Origin of the sequence: Pseudodesulfovibrio alkaliphilus, assembly GCF_009729555.1 — a bacterium.
GTDB lineage: Bacteria > Desulfobacterota > Desulfovibrionia > Desulfovibrionales > Desulfovibrionaceae > Pseudodesulfovibrio > Pseudodesulfovibrio alkaliphilus.
In genome coordinates, this window is sequence record NZ_WODC01000003.1 from 195,191 (window position 1) to 213,563 (window position 18,373).

Consider the following 18,373-nt stretch of genomic DNA (forward strand, 5'->3'; position numbering starts at 1 on the left):
CCCGGTCAGCGCAAGCTCTCCACCAGCATCCGCGCTCCCAACCCGGCCAGCCCGGCCAGACACCCCCAGACCATGCGCTCCAGGGTACGGATCTTGACATGGTGCGAGGCGCAGCGGCGCGACAGGTTGATCTCGCGGATGTCTTCCTGAATGGCCTTGACCCGTTCATCGATGCGGGCCAGCAGATCGCGCACCTCAGCGCGTTCCAGGGCGGTCATCGAGCCTTCCTCACCGCGTCGCGCAGCCCCTTGACGGCTCCGGGCAGGTAGTCGCCGATCTTCTTGACGCCGAGCACGGCGGCCACGATCCAGAAGGTGATCTGCAAAAACCACTCGGGCAGACGCTCCCAGGCCTCAAGCACCTCGCCTGCCCGGTCCGGGTCGAAACCGCTCCAGATGAAGAAGCCTATCCAGGCGAAAAAGAGCACATCGTCCTTCCAGCCTGCGTTCTCAAGCTGCTTCATCTCCCATTCGTGGTTGTATTCCCGGTCGCTCCCGGCCAGGCGCATACGGTTTTCCATGACCGCCTTCTTCAGTTCCTGCTTGCTTTTCATCGTCGTTGCCACGCCATCCACCACGGTGGTCAGCAATCCGGCAACGGCGCCGATTACGGGTATGGGCATCGTCTCGTCTCCTTTGGTGTTTCGTTCTTCCTCCAGGACACGGCCCAGCCTATCCCCGGTTTTCGGCCCGGACGGCGAACGGGCGCGACAGGAGCCCAATGAGGCGAAACAGGCCAGGGAATCCCTCTTGACAGGGGCCGGGACCAAGGCGACTCTGCGCCCCATGCAGACCGGAGACGACACCTCGCCCCAAGACCCTGGCCCGGACAGCTCGCCGGGTATCCAGGCGGAGCTGGCCGACCGGCTGGTCCGCCCCCTGACCCTCCGGGGACGCATGGCGGCCAACCGGCTCTGGCTGGCACCCATGGCCGGGCTGGGGCATGTGGCCTATCGCGAGGTACTCGGCCACTACGGCGGCTGCGGCCTGGCCTTTACCGAAATGTGCTCGGCGCGGGCCCTGCCCACGGAGAATTCCAGGGTTTCGCCCGTGTTCCGCTGGCGCGAGGCAGAGCTTGGCTCCCTGGTCTGCCAGGTGGCCGGGGCAGAGCCGGCCGAGTTGGCCCTGGCCGCACGGCGCGTGGAGGACGAGGGGTTTTTCGGCGTGGACATCAACATGGGCTGCGCGGTGCCCGGCATTGTCAAAAAAGGCGCGGGCGCGGCCCTGCTGCGCGATCACGACGCGGCTCTGGCAGCCCTCGAGGCGGTCCGCACCGCGGTTTCCATCCCGGTCTTCGTCAAGTTCCGCACCGGCTGGTCTCCCGAGGTGGAACCGGCTGTGGCCCTGGCCCGGCGCTTTGAATCGGCCGGGGCGGACTGCCTGATCTTCCATCCCCGCGTGGCCCCGGACAAACGCACCCGGCCGCCCAGACGCGACCACATCCGGGCCGTGGCAAAAGCCGTCTCCATCCCGGTCATGGGCAACGGCGACGTTGTCACGCCCGAAGACTGCCTGGACATGCTCCGCTCCACAGGCTGCGCAGGCGTGTCCATTGGCCGGATGGCCATTGCCCGGCCCTGGCTCTTCGCCGAGTGGACCGGCGGCGATCTGCCCGCCGAGGTCCTGGAGGGCGAAGGCTTTCGCGACTACGCCCTCCGGCTGGCCGAGGCCCTGGACAACCACTTCGACCCTGTCCGGGCGCTGAAGCGCTTCAAGCTCTTCACCATCTATTTCGCGGCCAACTTCACCTACGGCCATGCGCTACAATCGCGCTTCCTGGCGGCCAGGAGCATGGCCGAGGTGCGCGAGGCGGCCCGCGCCCATCTGACGCCCGGACTGCGGTTGGCCCGGCGGCCCAACATGAACCTCTTCAACATCTGATCGGTCCGAGGTGCCCAGCCATGCGAGCCATAGACCTCTCCCACATCATCGAGACGGGAATGCCCGTGTACCCCGGCGACGAGGCCACGGAAATCCGCTGCACCGCCGAGATCCATCAAGACGGCTACGCCCAGACCTCCCTGGCCATGACCTGCCACGCGGGCACTCATGTGGACATCGCGGCCCACGCCTTTGCCGACGCACCCGGCCTGGACCGCCTCGGCCCCGGCAATTTCACGGGCTGGGGCGCGGTGGTGGACCTGACCGGCCTGACCGGGGGCACGGATTCCGGGCTGCGAATAGACCAGACCCATCTGGCCCGGCTGGCCGACATGGACGGACTCGACTTCGCGCTCTTGCGCACCGGGTGGGACGCCCGCTGGGGCCGCGACGGATATTATCGCGACTACCCCACCCTGACCGCCACGGCCTGCCGCTTCCTGGCCGGGCTCGAACTCAAGGGAGTGGGCCTCGACACCCCCTCGCCCGATCCTGTGAACGGGACCACGGAGGCCCACGCCATCCTCCTGAACCACGGACTGATCATCGTCGAAAACCTGCAAAACCTCGGCGAACTCCCGCCGGAGGGCTTTCTCTTCTGCTGTCTGCCCCTGCGCATCCGCAACGGCGAGGGCTCTCCCGTCCGGGCCACGGCTCTGGTCTTCTAAGCCGACAGGCCGGAAAAAAAGCTCCAGACATGACGCACGGCCCCTCGGCCGACCACCCTCATCCTTTGTTTTCCCGGACACTGCCCTGTTCGGCAAAACCCATGTCATGGCGCTGGATTAATCGGCCCGGCAGGCATATACCTGCTGCCGGAGCACCATCATGAAAGAACACTCTCTCACCTCGGTCTACACCCTGCTCATCCTCAGCATGGCCCTGTGGGGGGGCACCTGGGTGGCCGGACGCGTCCTGGCCCAGTCCATCCACCCCATGTCCGCAGCCTTTCTGCGTTTCGTGCTGGCCTCGGCCATGCTCGCGGTCATGTGCCGCCGGGCCGAGGGGCACATGCCGCGTCTTGAGCGCGGCCAGATCCTGCCCGCGATTTTTCTCGGAGCCACCGGGGTGTTCATCTACAGCTACTTCTTCTTCACCGGCTTGCAGACCATCCCGGCCGGACGCGCCGCCCTCATCGTGGCCTGCATTCCGGTGTGCATATCCCTGCTCTCGGCCCTGCTCTACAAGGAGCGGTTCGGCCCGGTACGCATGGCCGGGGCGCTGCTCTCGCTGGTAGGCGTTTCCGTGGTCATCGCCGACGGCAACCCCCTGGCGCTGCTCTCCGGCGGGGTCAACCGGGGCGATTTCATGATTCTCGGCTGCGTGGCCAGCTGGACCGCCTACTCCCTGGGAGGCCGCTCGGCCATGAAACGCCTCTCGCCGCTTACGGCCGTGACCTGGTCCTGCTTCTTCGGCACCCTCATGCTCCTCGGACCGGCCGTGGCCGGAGGGTTGGCCGAGGATGTCGTCAGGGCGCGGGCCATCGACTGGGCCTGTCTTGTCTTCCTCGGCGTGCTGGCCACCGGGCTGGCCTATTTCTGGTACTATCGGGCCATCTCGGTCATCGGCGCCTCGCGGGCGGGCATCTTCATCAACACCGTGCCCGTCTTTGCCGTGATCATGGGCGCCCTCATCCTGAGGGAGCCCATCCACCTCTCCCTGCTCCTGGGGGGAACCATGGTCGTGTCCGGCGTGTACCTGACCAACCGGCACTGACCCTCCCGCCGACGTGGCGTCAGACCGACTCCCCTTGACCCCGCCGGCCCGCTGACGCACTATGGAACGGGAATCCCCGCCCCCACAGGACGGATCATTCAAAAGGCCCGCCACCGGGCGAAAACCAGGGAGGGACCATGGAAACACGCATCGAACGGCTGGAAAGCCTTGTGGCGTTGCAGGACCAGACCATCGAGAAGTTGAGCGACGCGGTCTTTGATCAGCAGCGGCAGCTGACCGATCTGACCCGGCAGGTGGAACGGATGGCAGGCAAGCTGCGCGAGATGGACGACGTTCTGAGCCAGTCCGGACCGGCCGACCTGCCGCCGCCGCACTACAACGGATAAGTTACCGACAACAAGCATCACATCCAAATGAATAAAAAAATAACCGCACGAGAAGTTATCGACATCCTCGGACTCAAGCCCCACCCCGAAGAAGGCGGCTACTACGCCGAAACCCATCGGTCGCAAGAGGTCCATGCCGTCCATGCCCTGCCCGGACGATACGCCGGGGAGCGCTGCCACTCCACGGCCATCTACTATCTGCTCACCCCGCAGACCTATTCGCACATGCACAGGCTGGTCACGGACGAGGTCTTCCACTTTTACATGGGCGACCCGTGCGAGATGCTGTTGCTGCACCCGGACGGGTGCGGCGAGGCCGTGGTCCTCGGCCACGATCTTCTGGCCGGACACCGTCCCCAGGTGGTGGTTCCGGCCGGTAGTTGGCAGGGCATGCGCCTTGTGCCCGGAGGCGGGTTCGGCCTCATGGGCTGCACCGTGGCGCCGGGATTCGAGTTCGCGGACTACGACCACGCGGTTCGTGCCGAATTGCTGAACGCCTATCCCGGATTCGCTGACAGGATTGTTCCCCTCACGGCCGGTTAGCCCGGCTGGTGACGCTGCTCACAGGTTCGGCCCGCCCCGGATGCCTGAGGCGGGCCGTTTGTTTGCCCGGCCAGGGGGTCAGCCTGCGGGTTCATGCAGCTCCGGCCACGCCACTGCCCCCGGAAAGCGCGCCTGCTGCGGCACGTCGCGCAGCTCCTGGCGATAGGCGGTCCAGGCGTCGCGTTCGTCCTCGCTCAAGGGAGCGTCCGCAAGCTGCGTCCAATCGGACAAGCCAAGCAGACGGTCACGCTCGGCGCGGATGGACCGGGCCAGGGCCGCGTCACGGGCAGCTTCGTCCACCACGGCGGTGACGATCTGTTCCCGGTACACCAACTCATCCTTGATCCACTCGGTGGTGTAGACGGTGTGCGGCTGGCGGACGACCGGGATGGCCTCGTTGTAGCCCAGGGCGTCAAGCTGTTCGGCGTTCATGTCTCTGGTGTAGCGGATCACGTTGCCGTCAATCATCCTGCCCGGCAGCCGCCGCCTGATGGTTTCGTCAGGGTATCTGTACATTGCGTTCTCCTTATGGTCTGTTGATGGACGGTGTGCCCTGCACGGTCCAGTGGTTGTCGTTGCCGCTCACGTCCTCGCCAAGGGCATCGGGGTTGGCAAAATCAAGGTGCGACCCGTGGAGGTCTGTTCCGTCCTCGACGAACAGCAGCAACTCCTTGACGCCACAGGCTTGCCCTCCCAACGCTTTGGTGATGCGCAGCCTGCACCATCGATACGGGCTGGGCGATGTGATGGAATAGTGGATTCCATAGGTAGGGTCTTCGCCGCTTCGCGTGTCCAGCGTGGTCCACGTTCCGTCCATTCCGTTGGTGGAATTGTTGCTTCCCTGCACGTTCCAATCGCTTGGCGTCCTGGCGGTGTTATTGCCCCATCCGAAGAGCGTGTAGTTGTTCACCTGTTTCGCCGCTCCGTAGTCGTACGCCAATATGACGGGGGAGTTGACCGAGGGAACCGTGGCCGCGCACCATCCATCCCCGTATTTTCCGTTAAAGGCTTGCGCGGGCCAGTAGTTCGCAGCAAAGTTGCTGCTCGCATATGCGGTCCCGGACCTGTCCCACACCACGTTCGGCAACACCGCTTCAACCGGACGCCATGACGCGCCCGTGCCCTTGCCGAACGCCTCGGCATCGACGAGTTGATGGACGCAGTACAGTTCGGCGTATGTCCCGGCAAAGCCGCCGTAGCGGCGGGTCAGCGCGATTTTGAGCAGATCGGCGTGGCTCCCGCCTATGGCGCTGGGGTTTCCGGCGTACTCGTCCGCAATAACGCCGTTGATGCGTACAGAGACGTTGGCGTACGCACGTTGGATGTGGACGTGTTCATAGCCCATCCCGTCATCGAACCAGACTGAAAGGGTGCAGAGGCTCGGCAGTTCTCCGGGCGAGGAGAAGTCCGTGAGGGAGGCGGCGGTTTTGATACGCCACTGCGGGGGGATGAGGAGGTCGGCAATGAGTCCCATGGCCTAATCCTCCGTGTTGGCGAAAACGAGCCACCTGTGGGTGCCATAATTAAACGCTTGGACGATGCAGCCCCTCTTACTGGGGTCATATTCCCCAATTACGCGGGTGTAGATGGAGTCGTAGGATACTGGGCCGCCGCCAGTCAGGAAGAGCGTCACCCGGCCATGTCCCATGATCCTGCCAAGCGTCACACCGCCAGTGGTGTCCACGGTGCGGAGAGCCCCTTCTGACACGAAGAAGTCGCCTGAGGCGTAGGGCACCGCCGTTTCGCTGAATCCTGCGGTCAGGGTGGCCGGGGTGTCGGCCTTGAGGAGGGCGGGGTTGGCGGGCTGGGCCTCGATGATCTGACGGGCCTTGGCCGCGTCCGGGGCGGCGGCCAGGACTGCGCCCAGGGGGGAGAAGCCGAGGCTGGCCAGGGCGTCGGCCACTGTGGCCGCTCCGGTGCCGCCCTGGGCAACGGGAAGGGGCAGGAGCACGGCCCCCTGGGCGGCAGTGTCCTTGTTGGCCAGGTTGGTTCCGGCATCGTTCCAGGCCAGAACCCGGCCCGGCTCCGGCTCGGGCAGGTTCACCCCGGTCACGGCCGAGGAGACGCGGAAGGTGATGGTCCGGTCCAGGCGCTCTGCCAGGGCCTGGCAGATCATGGTCAGCTTGTCCAGGGCGGCTTCATGGGTGGCGGCCGGGAAGGCGTCGTTCTCCACGTAGTCCACCTCCTGGACCATGACCGGGTTGCGCCGGATGACCAGCACTTCGCCCTGGCCGGGCGGCACGGCCAGGGAGCACTGGCCCCCGGCATGCTCGCCTGCGCCGCTTAGGGTGTAGTCGGTGCTGATGGTCAGGGGATGCTCGCCCCGGCTTGAGGAGAGCACCAGCTCGATGTCGTCGTCACGCAGGAACATGAAGGGGATGGCAAAGCTGGCCGTGGAGCCGTTCCCTGCGTAGCGGGCCTTGGATTCGATGGATGAAACGGTCATGACCACCTCCCGTATTTGTATATTTTGGAGCCACTGGACAGGATCGAGCCCTGGGTATTGGCCGCACCCGAAATCGGGACCGAGCCGTTGATGCGCGTCAGGTTGCCCGCGGCGCGGCCCTGGTTCAGGGCATCGCGGGCCGCCTCGGCCCCCTCGGCCCGGAGATCCTCCTCGTCCTGCCCGTCCTTGATTCTGGCGGATTGGCGAAGCAGCTCCTTTGAGCCGCTCATGGCCAGACCGGAGGCCCCCCATGCGGCGTTTTGGGTGCCTCGCCGGGCCTCGCGGTCGGTGCGCAGGGCGTCGGCATCCGCATCGGCGCGCCTGAGGATGTCCTGGGCCTTGACAGACGCCTCAAACTCCTTGAGCCGGGCGGACTCCTCGGCTTCGGAGCCCCGGCCGGGGCTGATGCCTGTTCCTGTCAGCAATTGGTAGACGCTGCCTGCCAGGTCGGTTCCCGGCTGGAAGAGCCCCGCAGCGTTTTGGTTCATTCCCATGGTCTGTTCTCCTGTGTTGGGGGTTGGGTGGACTGGCCGGGCCAGGCCCGGATCATTCGTTGACAACGGTGGTGGGCACCACCAGCAGCACGCTCATGGGCAACGGCTGGTCCTGGACGATGGTGAGCAGCCCTTCCCGGGTCCATCCGCCGGGGAAGTTGACGGCCTTGTCGCCGCAAAAGGGGGTGCTGGCCCGGCCCATGGGCACAGCCGGAGAGCGGAAGTAGACCGGCTCCAGCCTGTCCGGCGAGGGGCCGACCCGGCCGCCCAGGGTGTCGTGAAAGCGCACGGCCACCTTGGTGATGCGTTTTCGCTTGGTCTGGGCCGTGCCGCGGGAGCTGCCCGCCTCAAGGCGCATGGGCTGCAGCCGCGAGACATAGGGCAGGCCCACGTGCGCCCTGGCCGCGGGCCGGTCGAGACGGACAACCCCCTGCGCATCCACCGTGCGGGCGGTCTGCACTGCGCCGTCGGCCAGGATGTCCACGGTGCGCCCGGCCAGATGGCAAAGGCCAGTGAGGGTCTGGGTCGGCTCGCCGTCGTAGGTCGCGCCGCTGTCCACGAAAAAGGCGTCTTCCATGACCCCGTTGAACTCGGCTTCGAGGAATTCCACATGGCGCCGCGATTGTCCGCCCACGGTGCGCCGGATCACGGCCCAGAGCTGGTCGCGCTTTTCGGCCGGGTTGTGTACGGCGGCGATGCACTCCACCACGCCGTCCGTGGGCAGCCGCGACCAGGCGGCCACCTCCTGGTCCGGCTCATAGGTCAGCGCCAGGAGCACGCCATCGGCACGGACGCAGTACAGAATGGAGTCCGGCTCCTGGACATAGGCCATCTGGGTCAGGCCTGGCCGGGTAATGTGCTCCGAGAGGATGGTCAGGTCGCGTGAGACATAGGCATCGGACTCGTAGCGATAGGCCATCTCGCGGATCTTGCGGCGGGCGCGCTGGATATAGAGGGTGGCGAAGCCCACGGCCTCGGGCCGGGTGGGCGATGCGCCGCAGGAGCCCTCCTGGCTCGCCTTGATGGATGCAGGAGTGACCGGATCGCCCAGGGAGCTGCCCAAGGTCCATTCGCCTCCGGCCGTGCCCACCCAGAGCCTGCCGCGAGCCACAAGGAATTCGATGGCGTTGGCCTGTCTGCCCGAGAGGGTGACTTCGATGGCGTCATCGTCCAGGGGCTCTGCGCCTGCCGGAGCCTCGGTCCTGTCCCCCGGCTCAAGGCAATCCCAGAACTCGGCGTCAAGCTCGCCTGCCGCGTCGCGCACCGGCTCCACCTGCGAGCCCGTGGGCGCGGCCTTGAAGGTCACGGTCCTGTCCGCGCCTGAGGCCGTGAGGTTGGCCGCCCCCTTGTAGCGGTAATAGCGGGTGGTCCCGTCCGGGTGCTGGCCTTTGAGGCCGTCGAGCTTCTCGAACCCGTCGCCGTCGAGCAGGGTAAAGGTATCGCCCGGACGGCCGTCGCGCAGACCGTCGCCGTTTGCGTCCACGATCTCGCGGTCGCGCCAGCCGTCAAGGGGAGCCTCGCGGGTGCGCAGGCGAAAATCCGTCATTTCTCCGGTGCGCGAGAACCACAGGGTGCCGGGTTGGGCAGGCGTGGCGGCCAGCACCAGCCGCTGCTCGAAAAAGGCGACCACCGAGGGGTTGTTGCCATCGGTCCAGGCGGCGGGACGGCCAATGAAGTCCATCTCCTCAAGCTCCCAATGATCGTGGGCCTTGCGGGTGAGGGTGCGAACCGGATGGTCCGGGTGGGCCAGCACCAGCACCTCGCCCGACTGGGCATGCCGCAGCCGCTCAAGCTGGTCTGCCCGGTAGGGCATATCCAGGGTCAGGGGAACCCCCTGGACCAGAACCGGGCCGTTGCCGCTAAACACGCGCATCCGCCCCTGGCCTGAATCGTCCTCGCCGAATTCGAGCACATAGGCCTCTTCCGCGTTGCTCTCAAAGGGGACCAGCAGCCCAGGACGGACCTGCCCAAGGGCCTGAACGACAAAACGCAGCCCGCTGCGCCGCGTGGCCCCACCGTGGGGGTGGATGTGGAAGTTTTCCAGGGTGCGGCAGCCGTTGAAATAGCGGGACAGGTCGACCCTGCCCGCCAGGCGGGGGCTGATCTCACCCGCCGTGAAGTTGGTCAATGCCGGGGTGGCTATGCTCATGTCCGCGTCTCCTTGCTGTTTCGACAGCCCGGGCGGGCGTGTCGGGATCTGCGGCACAGGCTAGCCCGGCTTTTCTGCCGGGATGGAGAACGGGCGAAATAAGGATGTCAGAGGGCGCCGGAGGTCGGACATTCCCTGTTGACAGGGCGTGGAGTCAGACCCCGGAGGCGGCTGTTGGCGGGGGGAGAGGCATGGGAATGGGCGTCCCCGATCAAAGGCGGTCGGGAGCGGTTGTGGCGGATCGGCCCGGCGTTATTGCGCCCAAGGCCGGTGGACGCCGCTAGTTGGTGGCGGCGGGCTGAATTATCCGGTCGTCCTTTTCGCGGTTCAGGCGCACGACCTGGGTGGTGAAGGAGGTCTCGCCGGGACGACAGGCCGGGCAACCCTCGGACACGATGACGCACCGCTCGTCCAGAGCGGTGGCGTCGATCCCGGCCATGGCCAGCAGCCTGGAGGTCATGCCGTGTCCCCAGAGGATGGGCTGACCGCACTGGCTGCACTCCACATAGAGCAGTTCTGGATCAAATTGTCTGGTCATGGGCAGAGTGTAAGCATCCCGGGAGGGGATGACAAGGGGCTCGCTCTCAGGCGGACCCGGCGTCGTCAGACGACCGGGCGTCCCGGCAACCCTGTCTGGCCTCGCGCATCCGCTGTCCTGGCGAGGCGTCGCCGCCTTCGGCGCGGCGTTGGAGCAGGGCCTCGGCATCGTGCGGGGCCAGGGGCTTGTGGAAATAGAACCCCTGCACGGACTCGCAGCGAAGCTCCATGAGCGAACACAGTTGGCCCGCGTCCTCCACTCCCTCGGCCACCACATCCAGACCAAGGGAATGGGCCAGGGCGATGACCGCACGGACGATCTCCATGTTTTCCGGGTCGGTCTTCATGCGCGAAATAAAGGAGCGGTCCACCTTGAGCGTGTCCACGGGCAGCTGCTGAAGCTGGGAGAGCGAGGAATAGCCCGTGCCGAAATCGTCGATGGAGAATCGCACCCCGATGCGGCGCAGCCGCTTGAGGACGTTGATGGCTGTCTCCGGGTGATCCATGAGCGCGGATTCGGTGATCTCGAGCTTGAGGGCCTCGGGCGGCAGACTGGCGGCCCGCAGGGCGTCGATGACCAGCTTGTCCAGCTCGGCCCGGGCGAACTGTTTGCCCGAGAGGTTGACGGAGATGAAGATGTCCTCGGCTCCGCTGGTCTTTTTGCGCCAGCGTGCCAGGGTCAGAAGGGACTCGCGCAGCACCCACTCGCCGAGCTTGAGAATGATGCCCGACTCCTCGGCCATGGGGATGAACTCCGAGGGCGGAATGGAGCCGCGTTCGGGATGCTGCCAGCGGGCCAGGGCCTCGAAGCCCATGATGTCCGAACCGCCCAGGTCCATGATGGGCTGGAACTCCACATGGAATTCCCCGGACTCCAGCCCCCGGCGCATGTCGTTTTCCATGGTCAGCTGGTCCACGGCGCTTTCGAGCATGCGGGCGGTGAAGACCTTGAACCGATTGCGGCCCGCCTCCTTGGCCTGGTGCATGGCGATATTGGCCCGCTGAAGCACCTCGGAGGAGCGGATGTCCGGGACCGGGCTCAGGACAATGCCGAAGCTGGCCGTGGTCTGCACCTCGTGACCGCCGAAAAGGAAGGGCTGGGCCAGCTCCTCGCGGATGCGCTTGACGATGCGGATGGCCTCGCCCGGACTGGCCAGCTCGTCGAGCAGGAGCACGAACTCGTCCCCGCCGAAGCGCGAGACCGTGTCCAGAGTACGCACATGGCGGGCGAGGCGGTTGGCCGTCTCCACCAGGACCATGTCGCCAAAGCGGTGTCCCAGGGAGTCGTTGATGATCTTGAATCGGTCAAGATCAAGGAAGACCACGGCAAAGTAGTAGTTGCCCCGGCGTCCGGCCCGGCGCATGGCCTGGCCGATGCGGTCCAGGCACAGGGTCCGGTTGGCCAGCTCGGTGAGGGGGTCGTGCAGGGCCTGATGCCGGAGCTGTTCCTCCATCTCCTTGCGGTCCGTGATGTCGCGGAAGCTGCACCGGATGCCCAGCGGCTTCATGCCGATGCCGGACACCGCCCGGCCCACCACGCCGATCCAGCGGGTCTGCCCGCTGCGGGTGACAATGCGGAAATCCAGGGAACCGCCCACCTCGGTATTGATGAAAATCAGATATTTGTCCCACGCCTCGCGGTCTTCGGGCACGATGACCTCGCGCAGCAGCCCGGGACGCTCGAAAAAACGCTCGGGCGGGTGGCCCGAGATGCGTTCGCAGGCGGGCGAGCAGTAGACCACGCCGCCGTCGGTGTCGATCCACATCTCCCAGTCGTAGGCGAAGTCGGCAATGGTGCGGTAGCGCTCCTCGCCCGAGCGCAGGGCATCGAGCAGGCGCTCGCGTTGCAGCCGTATCTTGGCCCGCTCCCTGGCCCCGCGGGCGAATTTGCGCAGGACGTATATCTCAATGCCGGCCACCACCAACAAAATGGCCATGAAGATGACGGCGAGCCGGTTGCGGTATCCGGCCAGTTCGCCCTGGACATCGTCGAGATAGATGCCGGTGCCCACGATCCAGCCCCAGGGCTCGAACTTGCGGACATAGGAGAGCTTGCGGGCAAGGATTTCCGGTTGGTCCTTCCACTGCCAGTGGTAGTTCACGAACCCGCCTTGGGGGGTTTCCGCCGCCCGGATGAACTCCATAAACAGGGCCTTCCCCTCCGTGTCGGTGTACTCTGTCAGCTCGCGCCCCTCGAGCTCGGGGATGTAGGGGTGCATGACCATGCGCGGAGTCTCGTCGTTGATCCAGAAGTAGTCCTTGCCCTCGGGGCCGTAGCGCATGGCCCGCACCAGCTCGCGGCCCATGTCCCTGGCCTCGTCCGGGCCAAGCTCCCCGGCCTCGACCCGCTGCTGAAGGTGGGCCAGGGTGTTGATGACCGTGCCGGTGAGCATGCGGATGTTCTCGCGCCGGTCGTTCATGAAGGCGTTGTGGATGGAGGGGAGCAGGTAGAGGAAGATGGACCCGCCAAACAGGGCCAGCGTAAGCGCCGCAGGCAGGAGCATGCCCAAAGGGGTGAACTCGAAGAACGAAGACAGGCGGCGTGAACGCATCAGTTTTTCCCGGTCGCGGGGGTTGGGGCCAGAGTTGCGACTCTGCTCCAGCATACGACGTGGTTGTGTAAAAGTGAAGTAAAGAGGGTGATTCTTGTCGTCATCCGGCCACCACCCGGTTGCGTCCGGCCTCCTTGGCCGCGTAAAGGGCCACATCGGCCCGCTTGAGCAGGGTGGCCACGGAGTCGGCGTCCGCGTCCGAGGCGGCCGCGCCGATGCTCACGGTAATTCGCATTTCTCCGGCTGCCGTAACCATGGAGGCGTCCTCAATGGCCCTACGCAACCGTTCGGCCACCTCCAGGGCCGCGGCTGCGTCGGTCTCGGGCAAGAGCACGCCGAACTCCTCGCCCCCCAGCCTGCCAAGCACGTCCGGCTCGCGCAGGGTGACGCGAGAGATGTGTGCCAGCTCGCGCAGCACCTCGTCGCCCACATCATGGCCATGGGTGTCGTTGACCCGTTTGAAATGATCGATATCCATCATGAGCATGGTCAGCGCCCCCTGGTAGCGGCGGCTCCTGACGAATTCCCGCTCGGCCAGCTCCATGAAGCGGCGGCGGTTGTACAGCCCGGTCAGGCTGTCGGTGGTCGCCAGCTCGCGAAGCCTGGCCTCGGTGGTCTTGCGCTCGGTGATGTCGCGGATGGTGGCCACGGCGTACCATGCGCCCCCGAGGCGGAAGGAAGACACGGACCGCTCCACCGGCAGCCGGGTGCCGTCCTTGCGCACGGCTTCGGTTTCCTGGAGGGTCCCCAGGGATGGCGGGCCGTCGCCTCCGGCCAGTTGGCGCAGGGTCATGAGGGTCTTTTCGCGCAGCTCCGGCGGGGTGATCAGATCGGTGATGGCCCGCCCCATGGCCTCGTCCTCGGCAAAGCCGAAGAGACGTTCGGCTGCGGGATTCCAGAAGGAGACACGGGCGTTTCCGTCGATCATGACAATGGCGTCGTAGGCGGACTCGGCCAGGGCGCGAAGCTTGCGTTCGCTGGCCTTGATGATCTCCTCGGCCCGCTTGCGCTCCGAGATGTCCATATCCGCCCCGCGATACCCGCCAAACCGTCCCTCCTCGTCGCGATACGGCACACCGCTCGACTGGAGCCAGACCGTGCGGCCGTCCCGGGTGACGCAACGCAGCTCGACCTTGGAGAAGGGCTCGCGCCGGGCGTACACATCGGTCTGCCAGCGCACGAAGTCATCGGTCTGGTCCGGGGCGATGAACACCGCCGGGGAACGGCCCAGCAATTCCTCGGCAGTGCGGCCGAGCACGGAGAAGACATCGTCGGTGACAAAGGTGTATATCCCGTCCGCATCGGTTTCCCAGATGAATTCCCCCACCGCTGCGCTCACATCGCGAAAGCGCTGTTCGGAGCGTTGCAGGGCGGCCTGGGCCAGACGCTGCTCGGTGATGTCCCGGGCGAAAATGGCCACCTGCTCCACTGCGCCGTCCGGGCCGGTGACGGGGTAGACGCTGGCCAGATAGCGGCGGCCGTCGCGAGTGGCCTCGAACCGGGAGGGCCGGGCCTGCTCGATGATCTCCCGGAGTATGGTGCGCAGGGCCTCGGCCCGTTCCCCGGACAGGAACTCGAACAGGGTGCGGCCGATCATGGCTTCGGCCTCCTGTCCGTAGAGGCGTGCGCCGGTCTCGTTGATGGCAGCGATGCTGCCGTTTGGCTCGATAAGCATGGCCACATGGTCCGGGGCGTTGAGCAGGGTCCGGCTGGTTTCCTCGCTGCGGCGGAGGGCCGCCTCGTAGCGCTTGCGCCGGGTCATGTCGCGCAGGGTGCCCACAGCGTACCAGCGGCCGTCCAACTGCACCGAGGCCACGCCCACCTCCACCGGAACCGTGGAGCCGTCCCGGCGCAGCGCATCGAGCTCCACCACCCGCCCCACCACATGGCCACGGCCCGACCGGGCGAATCCGGCCATGCCCGCCTCGGCCCTGGCCCGCATTTCTTCCGGCGCGAGCAGGGAGTGGAGCCGCCTGCCCATAATCTCCCCGGCCGGGTAGCCGAAGAGCCTTTCGGCGGCCGGATTCCAGAAGGTGACGCGCCCCTGGTCGTCGATCATCACCACCGCATCCTGAGCCGACCGACTGATGGCCAGGGTGCGCGCCTCGCTTTCGCGCAGGCGGGCCTCCACCTCGGCCTGACGCACCCGGTAGCTGGCCAGAAACCAGCATCCCGGAACCAGGGTCAGCAGGAAGAGCACGGCCAGCCCGGTGAAGGGGGTGGCCCAGGGCAGGGAGAGGACGGCCGGAGGAACCCAGGTCATGAGCCGCCAGTCCGCGGCTCCAGGGCCGTCGGCGTCCTGGGCAACGTGAATGGACACAAAGGAAAAGAGCCCCTCGGGGGTGTGCGTCTGGCCCTCCTCCTGCCCTGCCACTGCCCGCCACGCCTCGGGGAAGCGGACGGCCATGGTGGCGTCCGGGCGTCCGAGATCGCGGCCCCACTCCTCGTCCGTGGCCGGGCCGATTATCCAGAAACCCCGGGCATCGCAGAGCAGGGTCAGCCCCTCGCCGGAGGCCCCGGCCCGTTTGACCTGATCCAGCAGATGTCTGCCGTCGTAATTGATGACCACCGCGCCGACCACACTGCCCCCGGCATCGACCACCGGGCTGGCGAAGCGCAGGGTGGGCCGGTGGGGCACCTCGATGCGGCCCTGCTCCACATTGAGATCAAAGTCCGAGACAAAGACACTGCCCGGGTCGATGCGCAGGGCCTCGCGCACATAGTACCGCTCCCCCTTGTCCTGGAGCAATTCGGACGGCGCGACGACCGGGCCGGACCAGGCCTGATCGACACGCACACGCTCCATGCCGCGGTTGTCGATGAACCGGACCATGAGGGAATGGGGTCTGGTCCGGGCGAAGTCGGAAAAGATACGCTCCAGGGCGGGGCCGGGCAATCCGTCGAGACGGTCGGCGGCCAGTCGGGCCAAAAGTCTGGCGTCGGCGGCCAAGCCGTTCACGGCTCGGTCGATGATGGCGGCCTCGCGCTCCAGAATCAGGGGCTGCCGCAGACGCACGGCGTTGAGGTGCTCCAGGTCGCGGCTGTGGAGGAACCAGAGCGAGGCCAGGACGATGGCCAAGGCCAACGGACCATAGAGTTTCAGAAATTCCCGTATGATCAGAGCCATGTCTCCCTCCCCGTTGAGACGCCGCCTCAAGGCTTGGCTCATGATGCCCGGCCGCGCTCCCGCCGGGCCGCCGCAGAATGGCCGAAGCGGGGTCAGCTCCTGGCGAGCACAACCCGGTTTCTGCCCTGGCTCTTGGCCCCGGTCAGGGCGGACTGGAGCCGGTGCAGGAAGGTTTCGACGGTGTCGTCGCCGCGGCACTGGGCCACCCCCAGCGAGAGGCGCATGCGAATCTTGCCGCCAAAGAGTTTGTGCCCCACGATCTGGCGGAGTTTTTCGGCCATGATAGCCGCCTTGTCGATGTCGGTGTGGGGGGCCAGGATGATGAACTTGCCCCCCCGCCAACGAAAGACGTAGTCGGTCTTGCGCAGCCGGGCCCCAACGAACCGGGCCAGATTGGCCAGCAGCAGATCGCCGGTCTTGTACCCGTGGGTCTCGTTGAGCCCCTTGAAGTCGTCGATGTCGAACATGACTGCCGAGAGAGGGGTGGCGTAGCGGCGGACGTTGTCCATTTCGCGCTGGGCCACGGAATCGAACTTGTAGCGGTTATACACCTTGGTCAGCTCGTCATAAACCGAGAGCTGGTCTATCTGCTCGCGCAGACGCTCCATCTCGCGCCCGTCGCGGCCCAGGGCGGCCAGAATCCGGGTGAAGACCAGCAGGGCCTGGGCCGCAAGGACGAGGAACCCGGCCACCATGACGATGTAGACCAGCTTCATCATCATCTCAGGCTCGTCCGGCGGGGTCAGGGCCAGGGTGTAGATCACCCCGAAGTTGGTGCACAGCAGCGCTGTCAGCGCGGCCACGCTCAGGACATAGAAGAGCGTGTAGCGGGTCTTGAGTCTGCCTGATGACGGTTTGTCCCGGGTCATGGCCGTTGGTGTCCTGTGGCCCGGACGGGTCAGTCGAGCCCGCCCTCAAAGGTGTAATAGAGGGCCCCGCTCCCGGCCGAATCGTCATAGGTCAGCTCCACCGAGAAGTCGGGCCACATCCATCCGTAGCGGGAGCCGACCCCCCGGCCCTGACCGTATTGACCGAGCAGACGCTCTTTGATCAGGAAATGGTTGGCCCGGCCCTTGAATGCCACGCCCACGCGGTAGAGCCGGTCGCTGCGGAAGTAATACGCCACGGACACGATCTCCGCGTCGCCAAAGGAGAGCCGTTCGTCCTTGCGGTGGTAGGTGTTGCGGTAGTTGGGGCCGGGTACGCGCTCAAGGTCCGGGATGTCGGCCAGGGGAGTGCCCCAGGCCAGACCACGAAAGGTATCGGGCCTCGGCGCTTCGACGAAGTCTGCGGCCGGGGCCAAACCAACGAGGCAGAGCAGAAGCAGGGCAGTGGTCAGTGTGCGGAAGGGAAGCATGGGTGGGCATCGCCTCGTGTCTTGCGGCCGGAGCCGATTTCTGTTCATAACCATCCGCATTGTACGGGATTTCGCGCCAAAATCAAGGTCCGATCGCGTGGGCGGCCGCGAACGCATTGTCAGGGCGGTTGGCTCTATGGTAATCATGCGGGCCATGAGACCAAGAAACGGACAACTCCTGGTGGCTGCGGTGTTGGCGCTCCTATTCTGCCTTTCCGCCTGCGGGCCACCCCCCGGAGACAGGGACGGCGACAGCGACAGGGTCAGCGCCCTGGAGGCGGAGGTGGCGGCCCTGAGGGAAGAGATGCGCGCCAGGGACGAAGCCCTGCGCGACGAACTCTCCCTGGTGCGTCGCGGCATTGACGCCGTGCGCGAGGCGCTCGAGGCGAACGCGGCCCCCCGGCCCGGTGCCGCCACAAGCGATGCCGCGGCTCGCGAGGATCAGGACGACGAACTGGACATCAAGGCCAGAACCTTTGTCAATGAGAGCCTGGACAGGCTGCTTGGCATCACCAAAAAGCTCCTGGACCGCATGGACAGCGAGCTGGACAAACGCGATGAACAGCCCTCGGACGGCCCGCAGGCCCCGGACGGGCAAGGAGAGGAACGATGAACGGATTCCATGCCAGAGTGCGCGAATCATTGGGCGCGGCCAGCCGGGCCGGCGCGTGTCTGGCCCTGCTGGGTCTGCTGATTCTGGCCGCCGGATGCGCCAAGGACAACGCGGTCAAGCTGACCTATGCCCTGGGGCCGCAGGCCGGTCCCTGCTCGGGCGAGGTCATTGTCTTCAAGTTTTCGGACAAACGGCCCCTGACCCGGCTTGGCACCGACAGGAACGGGGCGGCCCTGGAGCCCCTCTCTGACGTGGCCGACTGGGTTGGCTGGGCCTTGTTCGACGAACTCAAGGCCGCCGGCTGCGACCCCAAGTACCGCACCTCCAGCGTGGTTCCCGGCTCCGCGCCCCTGATCACCGGGGAAGTCCTCGCCACCGAGCTGAACCAGACCGGCGCCACCACCTGGGCGGCCAGGGTCTCGGTGAGCATCATGCTCCAGCGCGACGGTGCGGTGATCCACTCCGAGCGGTTCACCAGCGAGGTGGAGAACGTGGTCGTTCCCGGCTATTCCACCCGGTCCGACATCCTGGCCGAGGCCCTGCGCGGGGTCACGGGCGAGATGGTCCGGTCCGTGTGCTCCCGGCTCGGGGCGGGCAGATAGGGGCTGGCCG

The 18,373-nt window shown here is 66.2% G+C and carries 19 protein-coding genes; 7 read left to right on the forward strand and 12 right to left on the reverse strand.

Annotated features, from left to right (window positions below):
- Positions 1–5 precede the first annotated feature (5 nt).
- Both GKC30_RS06365 and GKC30_RS06370 read right to left on the reverse strand, forming a co-directional pair.
- On the reverse strand, positions 6–218 hold the full coding sequence (locus tag GKC30_RS06365) for a hypothetical protein (RefSeq protein WP_155933198.1): 213 nt from the start codon (positions 216–218) through the stop codon (positions 6–8).
- A complete protein-coding gene (locus GKC30_RS06370) occupies positions 215–622 on the reverse strand; it encodes a hypothetical protein (protein ID WP_155933200.1) in 408 nt (135 codons plus the stop codon). Before GKC30_RS06370 ends, GKC30_RS06365 begins: the two co-directional genes overlap by 4 nt.
- 163 nt (positions 623–785) lie before the next feature.
- Here GKC30_RS06370 and GKC30_RS06375 point away from each other — a divergent pair, with 163 nt between their 5' ends.
- From GKC30_RS06375 to GKC30_RS06395, 5 genes are all read left to right on the forward strand, one after another.
- Entirely contained in the window at positions 786–1,880 is a 1,095-nt protein-coding gene (locus GKC30_RS06375) for a tRNA dihydrouridine synthase (RefSeq protein WP_155933202.1), read from the forward strand.
- 20 nt (positions 1,881–1,900) lie between these two features.
- On the forward strand, positions 1,901–2,548 hold the full coding sequence (locus tag GKC30_RS06380) for a cyclase family protein (RefSeq protein WP_155933204.1): 648 nt from the start codon (positions 1,901–1,903) through the stop codon (positions 2,546–2,548).
- A 160-nt stretch (positions 2,549–2,708) separates the two neighbouring features.
- Positions 2,709–3,596: a DMT family transporter gene (locus tag GKC30_RS06385; protein WP_155933206.1), complete on the forward strand. Its 888-nt coding sequence runs from the start codon at positions 2,709–2,711 to the stop codon at positions 3,594–3,596.
- A 137-nt stretch (positions 3,597–3,733) separates the two neighbouring features.
- Complete coding sequence (locus tag GKC30_RS06390) at positions 3,734–3,943, forward strand: SlyX family protein (RefSeq protein ID WP_155933208.1); 210 nt, start codon at positions 3,734–3,736, stop codon at positions 3,941–3,943.
- Positions 3,944–3,970: 27 nt separating this feature from the next.
- Positions 3,971–4,486: a cupin domain-containing protein gene (locus GKC30_RS06395; RefSeq protein ID WP_155933210.1), complete on the forward strand. Its 516-nt coding sequence runs from the start codon at positions 3,971–3,973 to the stop codon at positions 4,484–4,486.
- Between the two features lie 78 nt (positions 4,487–4,564).
- Here the strand turns inward: GKC30_RS06395 and GKC30_RS06400 are convergent, their stop codons facing one another.
- From GKC30_RS06400 to GKC30_RS06445, 10 genes are all read right to left on the reverse strand, one after another.
- The gene (locus GKC30_RS06400) at positions 4,565–5,002 is read right to left on the reverse strand and encodes a tail fiber assembly protein (protein ID WP_155933212.1); all 438 of its coding nucleotides are present in this window, start codon (positions 5,000–5,002) and stop codon (positions 4,565–4,567) included.
- A gap of 10 nt (positions 5,003–5,012) precedes the next feature.
- Positions 5,013–5,960 (reverse strand): discoidin domain-containing protein, encoded by a 948-nt coding sequence (locus GKC30_RS06405; protein WP_155933214.1) that lies wholly within the window; start codon positions 5,958–5,960, stop codon positions 5,013–5,015.
- A gap of 3 nt (positions 5,961–5,963) precedes the next feature.
- Positions 5,964–6,932 (reverse strand): hypothetical protein, encoded by a 969-nt coding sequence (locus GKC30_RS06410; protein WP_155933216.1) that lies wholly within the window; start codon positions 6,930–6,932, stop codon positions 5,964–5,966.
- Positions 6,929–7,426, reverse strand: a complete 498-nt coding sequence (locus GKC30_RS06415) for a hypothetical protein (protein ID WP_155933218.1) — start codon at positions 7,424–7,426, stop codon at positions 6,929–6,931. Before GKC30_RS06415 ends, GKC30_RS06410 begins: the two co-directional genes overlap by 4 nt.
- A gap of 52 nt (positions 7,427–7,478) precedes the next feature.
- Positions 7,479–9,575, reverse strand: a complete 2,097-nt coding sequence (locus GKC30_RS06420; protein WP_155933221.1) for a phage tail protein — start codon at positions 9,573–9,575, stop codon at positions 7,479–7,481.
- Positions 9,576–9,855: 280 nt separating this feature from the next.
- Entirely contained in the window at positions 9,856–10,113 is a 258-nt protein-coding gene (locus GKC30_RS06425) for a hypothetical protein (protein WP_155933223.1), read from the reverse strand.
- Between the two features lie 46 nt (positions 10,114–10,159).
- Positions 10,160–12,664: an EAL domain-containing protein gene (locus GKC30_RS06430; protein WP_155933225.1), complete on the reverse strand. Its 2,505-nt coding sequence runs from the start codon at positions 12,662–12,664 to the stop codon at positions 10,160–10,162.
- 100 nt (positions 12,665–12,764) lie between these two features.
- Entirely contained in the window at positions 12,765–15,791 is a 3,027-nt protein-coding gene (locus GKC30_RS06435; RefSeq protein WP_155933227.1) for a PAS domain S-box protein, read from the reverse strand.
- Between the two features lie 92 nt (positions 15,792–15,883).
- On the reverse strand, positions 15,884–16,660 hold the full coding sequence (locus GKC30_RS06440) for a GGDEF domain-containing protein (RefSeq protein WP_155933229.1): 777 nt from the start codon (positions 16,658–16,660) through the stop codon (positions 15,884–15,886).
- A gap of 29 nt (positions 16,661–16,689) precedes the next feature.
- Positions 16,690–17,148, reverse strand: coding sequence for a hypothetical protein (locus tag GKC30_RS06445; protein ID WP_155933231.1), 459 nt, complete (start codon positions 17,146–17,148; stop codon positions 16,690–16,692).
- A 154-nt stretch (positions 17,149–17,302) separates the two neighbouring features.
- On the opposite strand from GKC30_RS06445, the gene GKC30_RS06450 reads away from it, so the two are divergent.
- Both GKC30_RS06450 and GKC30_RS06455 read left to right on the forward strand, forming a co-directional pair.
- The gene (locus GKC30_RS06450; protein WP_155933233.1) at positions 17,303–17,761 is read left to right on the forward strand and encodes a hypothetical protein; all 459 of its coding nucleotides are present in this window, start codon (positions 17,303–17,305) and stop codon (positions 17,759–17,761) included.
- Positions 17,758–18,363, forward strand: a complete 606-nt coding sequence (locus tag GKC30_RS06455) for a hypothetical protein (protein WP_155933235.1) — start codon at positions 17,758–17,760, stop codon at positions 18,361–18,363. Before GKC30_RS06450 ends, GKC30_RS06455 begins: the two co-directional genes overlap by 4 nt.
- The last annotated feature ends 10 nt before the right edge of the window (positions 18,364–18,373 follow it).

Coding starts and splice junctions, on each gene's coding strand:
- GKC30_RS06365 (WP_155933198.1), bottom strand. CDS start 218: ATGACCGCCCTGGAACGCGCTGAGGTGCGCGATCTGCTGGCCCGCATC.
- GKC30_RS06430 (WP_155933225.1), bottom strand. CDS start 12,664: ATGCGTTCACGCCGCCTGTCTTCGTTCTTCGAGTTCACCCCTTTGGGC.
- GKC30_RS06450 (WP_155933233.1), top strand. CDS start 17,303: ATGAGACCAAGAAACGGACAACTCCTGGTGGCTGCGGTGTTGGCGCTC.
- GKC30_RS06435 (WP_155933227.1), bottom strand. CDS start 15,791: ATGGCTCTGATCATACGGGAATTTCTGAAACTCTATGGTCCGTTGGCC.
- GKC30_RS06420 (WP_155933221.1), bottom strand. CDS start 9,575: ATGAGCATAGCCACCCCGGCATTGACCAACTTCACGGCGGGTGAGATC.
- GKC30_RS06375 (WP_155933202.1), top strand. CDS start 786: ATGCAGACCGGAGACGACACCTCGCCCCAAGACCCTGGCCCGGACAGC.
- GKC30_RS06445 (WP_155933231.1), bottom strand. CDS start 17,148: ATGCTTCCCTTCCGCACACTGACCACTGCCCTGCTTCTGCTCTGCCTC.
- GKC30_RS06415 (WP_155933218.1), bottom strand. CDS start 7,426: ATGGGAATGAACCAAAACGCTGCGGGGCTCTTCCAGCCGGGAACCGAC.
- GKC30_RS06385 (WP_155933206.1), top strand. CDS start 2,709: ATGAAAGAACACTCTCTCACCTCGGTCTACACCCTGCTCATCCTCAGC.
- GKC30_RS06440 (WP_155933229.1), bottom strand. CDS start 16,660: ATGACCCGGGACAAACCGTCATCAGGCAGACTCAAGACCCGCTACACG.
- GKC30_RS06425 (WP_155933223.1), bottom strand. CDS start 10,113: ATGACCAGACAATTTGATCCAGAACTGCTCTATGTGGAGTGCAGCCAG.
- GKC30_RS06395 (WP_155933210.1), top strand. CDS start 3,971: ATGAATAAAAAAATAACCGCACGAGAAGTTATCGACATCCTCGGACTC.
- GKC30_RS06410 (WP_155933216.1), bottom strand. CDS start 6,932: ATGACCGTTTCATCCATCGAATCCAAGGCCCGCTACGCAGGGAACGGC.
- GKC30_RS06400 (WP_155933212.1), bottom strand. CDS start 5,002: ATGTACAGATACCCTGACGAAACCATCAGGCGGCGGCTGCCGGGCAGG.
- GKC30_RS06405 (WP_155933214.1), bottom strand. CDS start 5,960: ATGGGACTCATTGCCGACCTCCTCATCCCCCCGCAGTGGCGTATCAAA.
- GKC30_RS06380 (WP_155933204.1), top strand. CDS start 1,901: ATGCGAGCCATAGACCTCTCCCACATCATCGAGACGGGAATGCCCGTG.
- GKC30_RS06390 (WP_155933208.1), top strand. CDS start 3,734: ATGGAAACACGCATCGAACGGCTGGAAAGCCTTGTGGCGTTGCAGGAC.
- GKC30_RS06370 (WP_155933200.1), bottom strand. CDS start 622: ATGCCCATACCCGTAATCGGCGCCGTTGCCGGATTGCTGACCACCGTG.
- GKC30_RS06455 (WP_155933235.1), top strand. CDS start 17,758: ATGAACGGATTCCATGCCAGAGTGCGCGAATCATTGGGCGCGGCCAGC.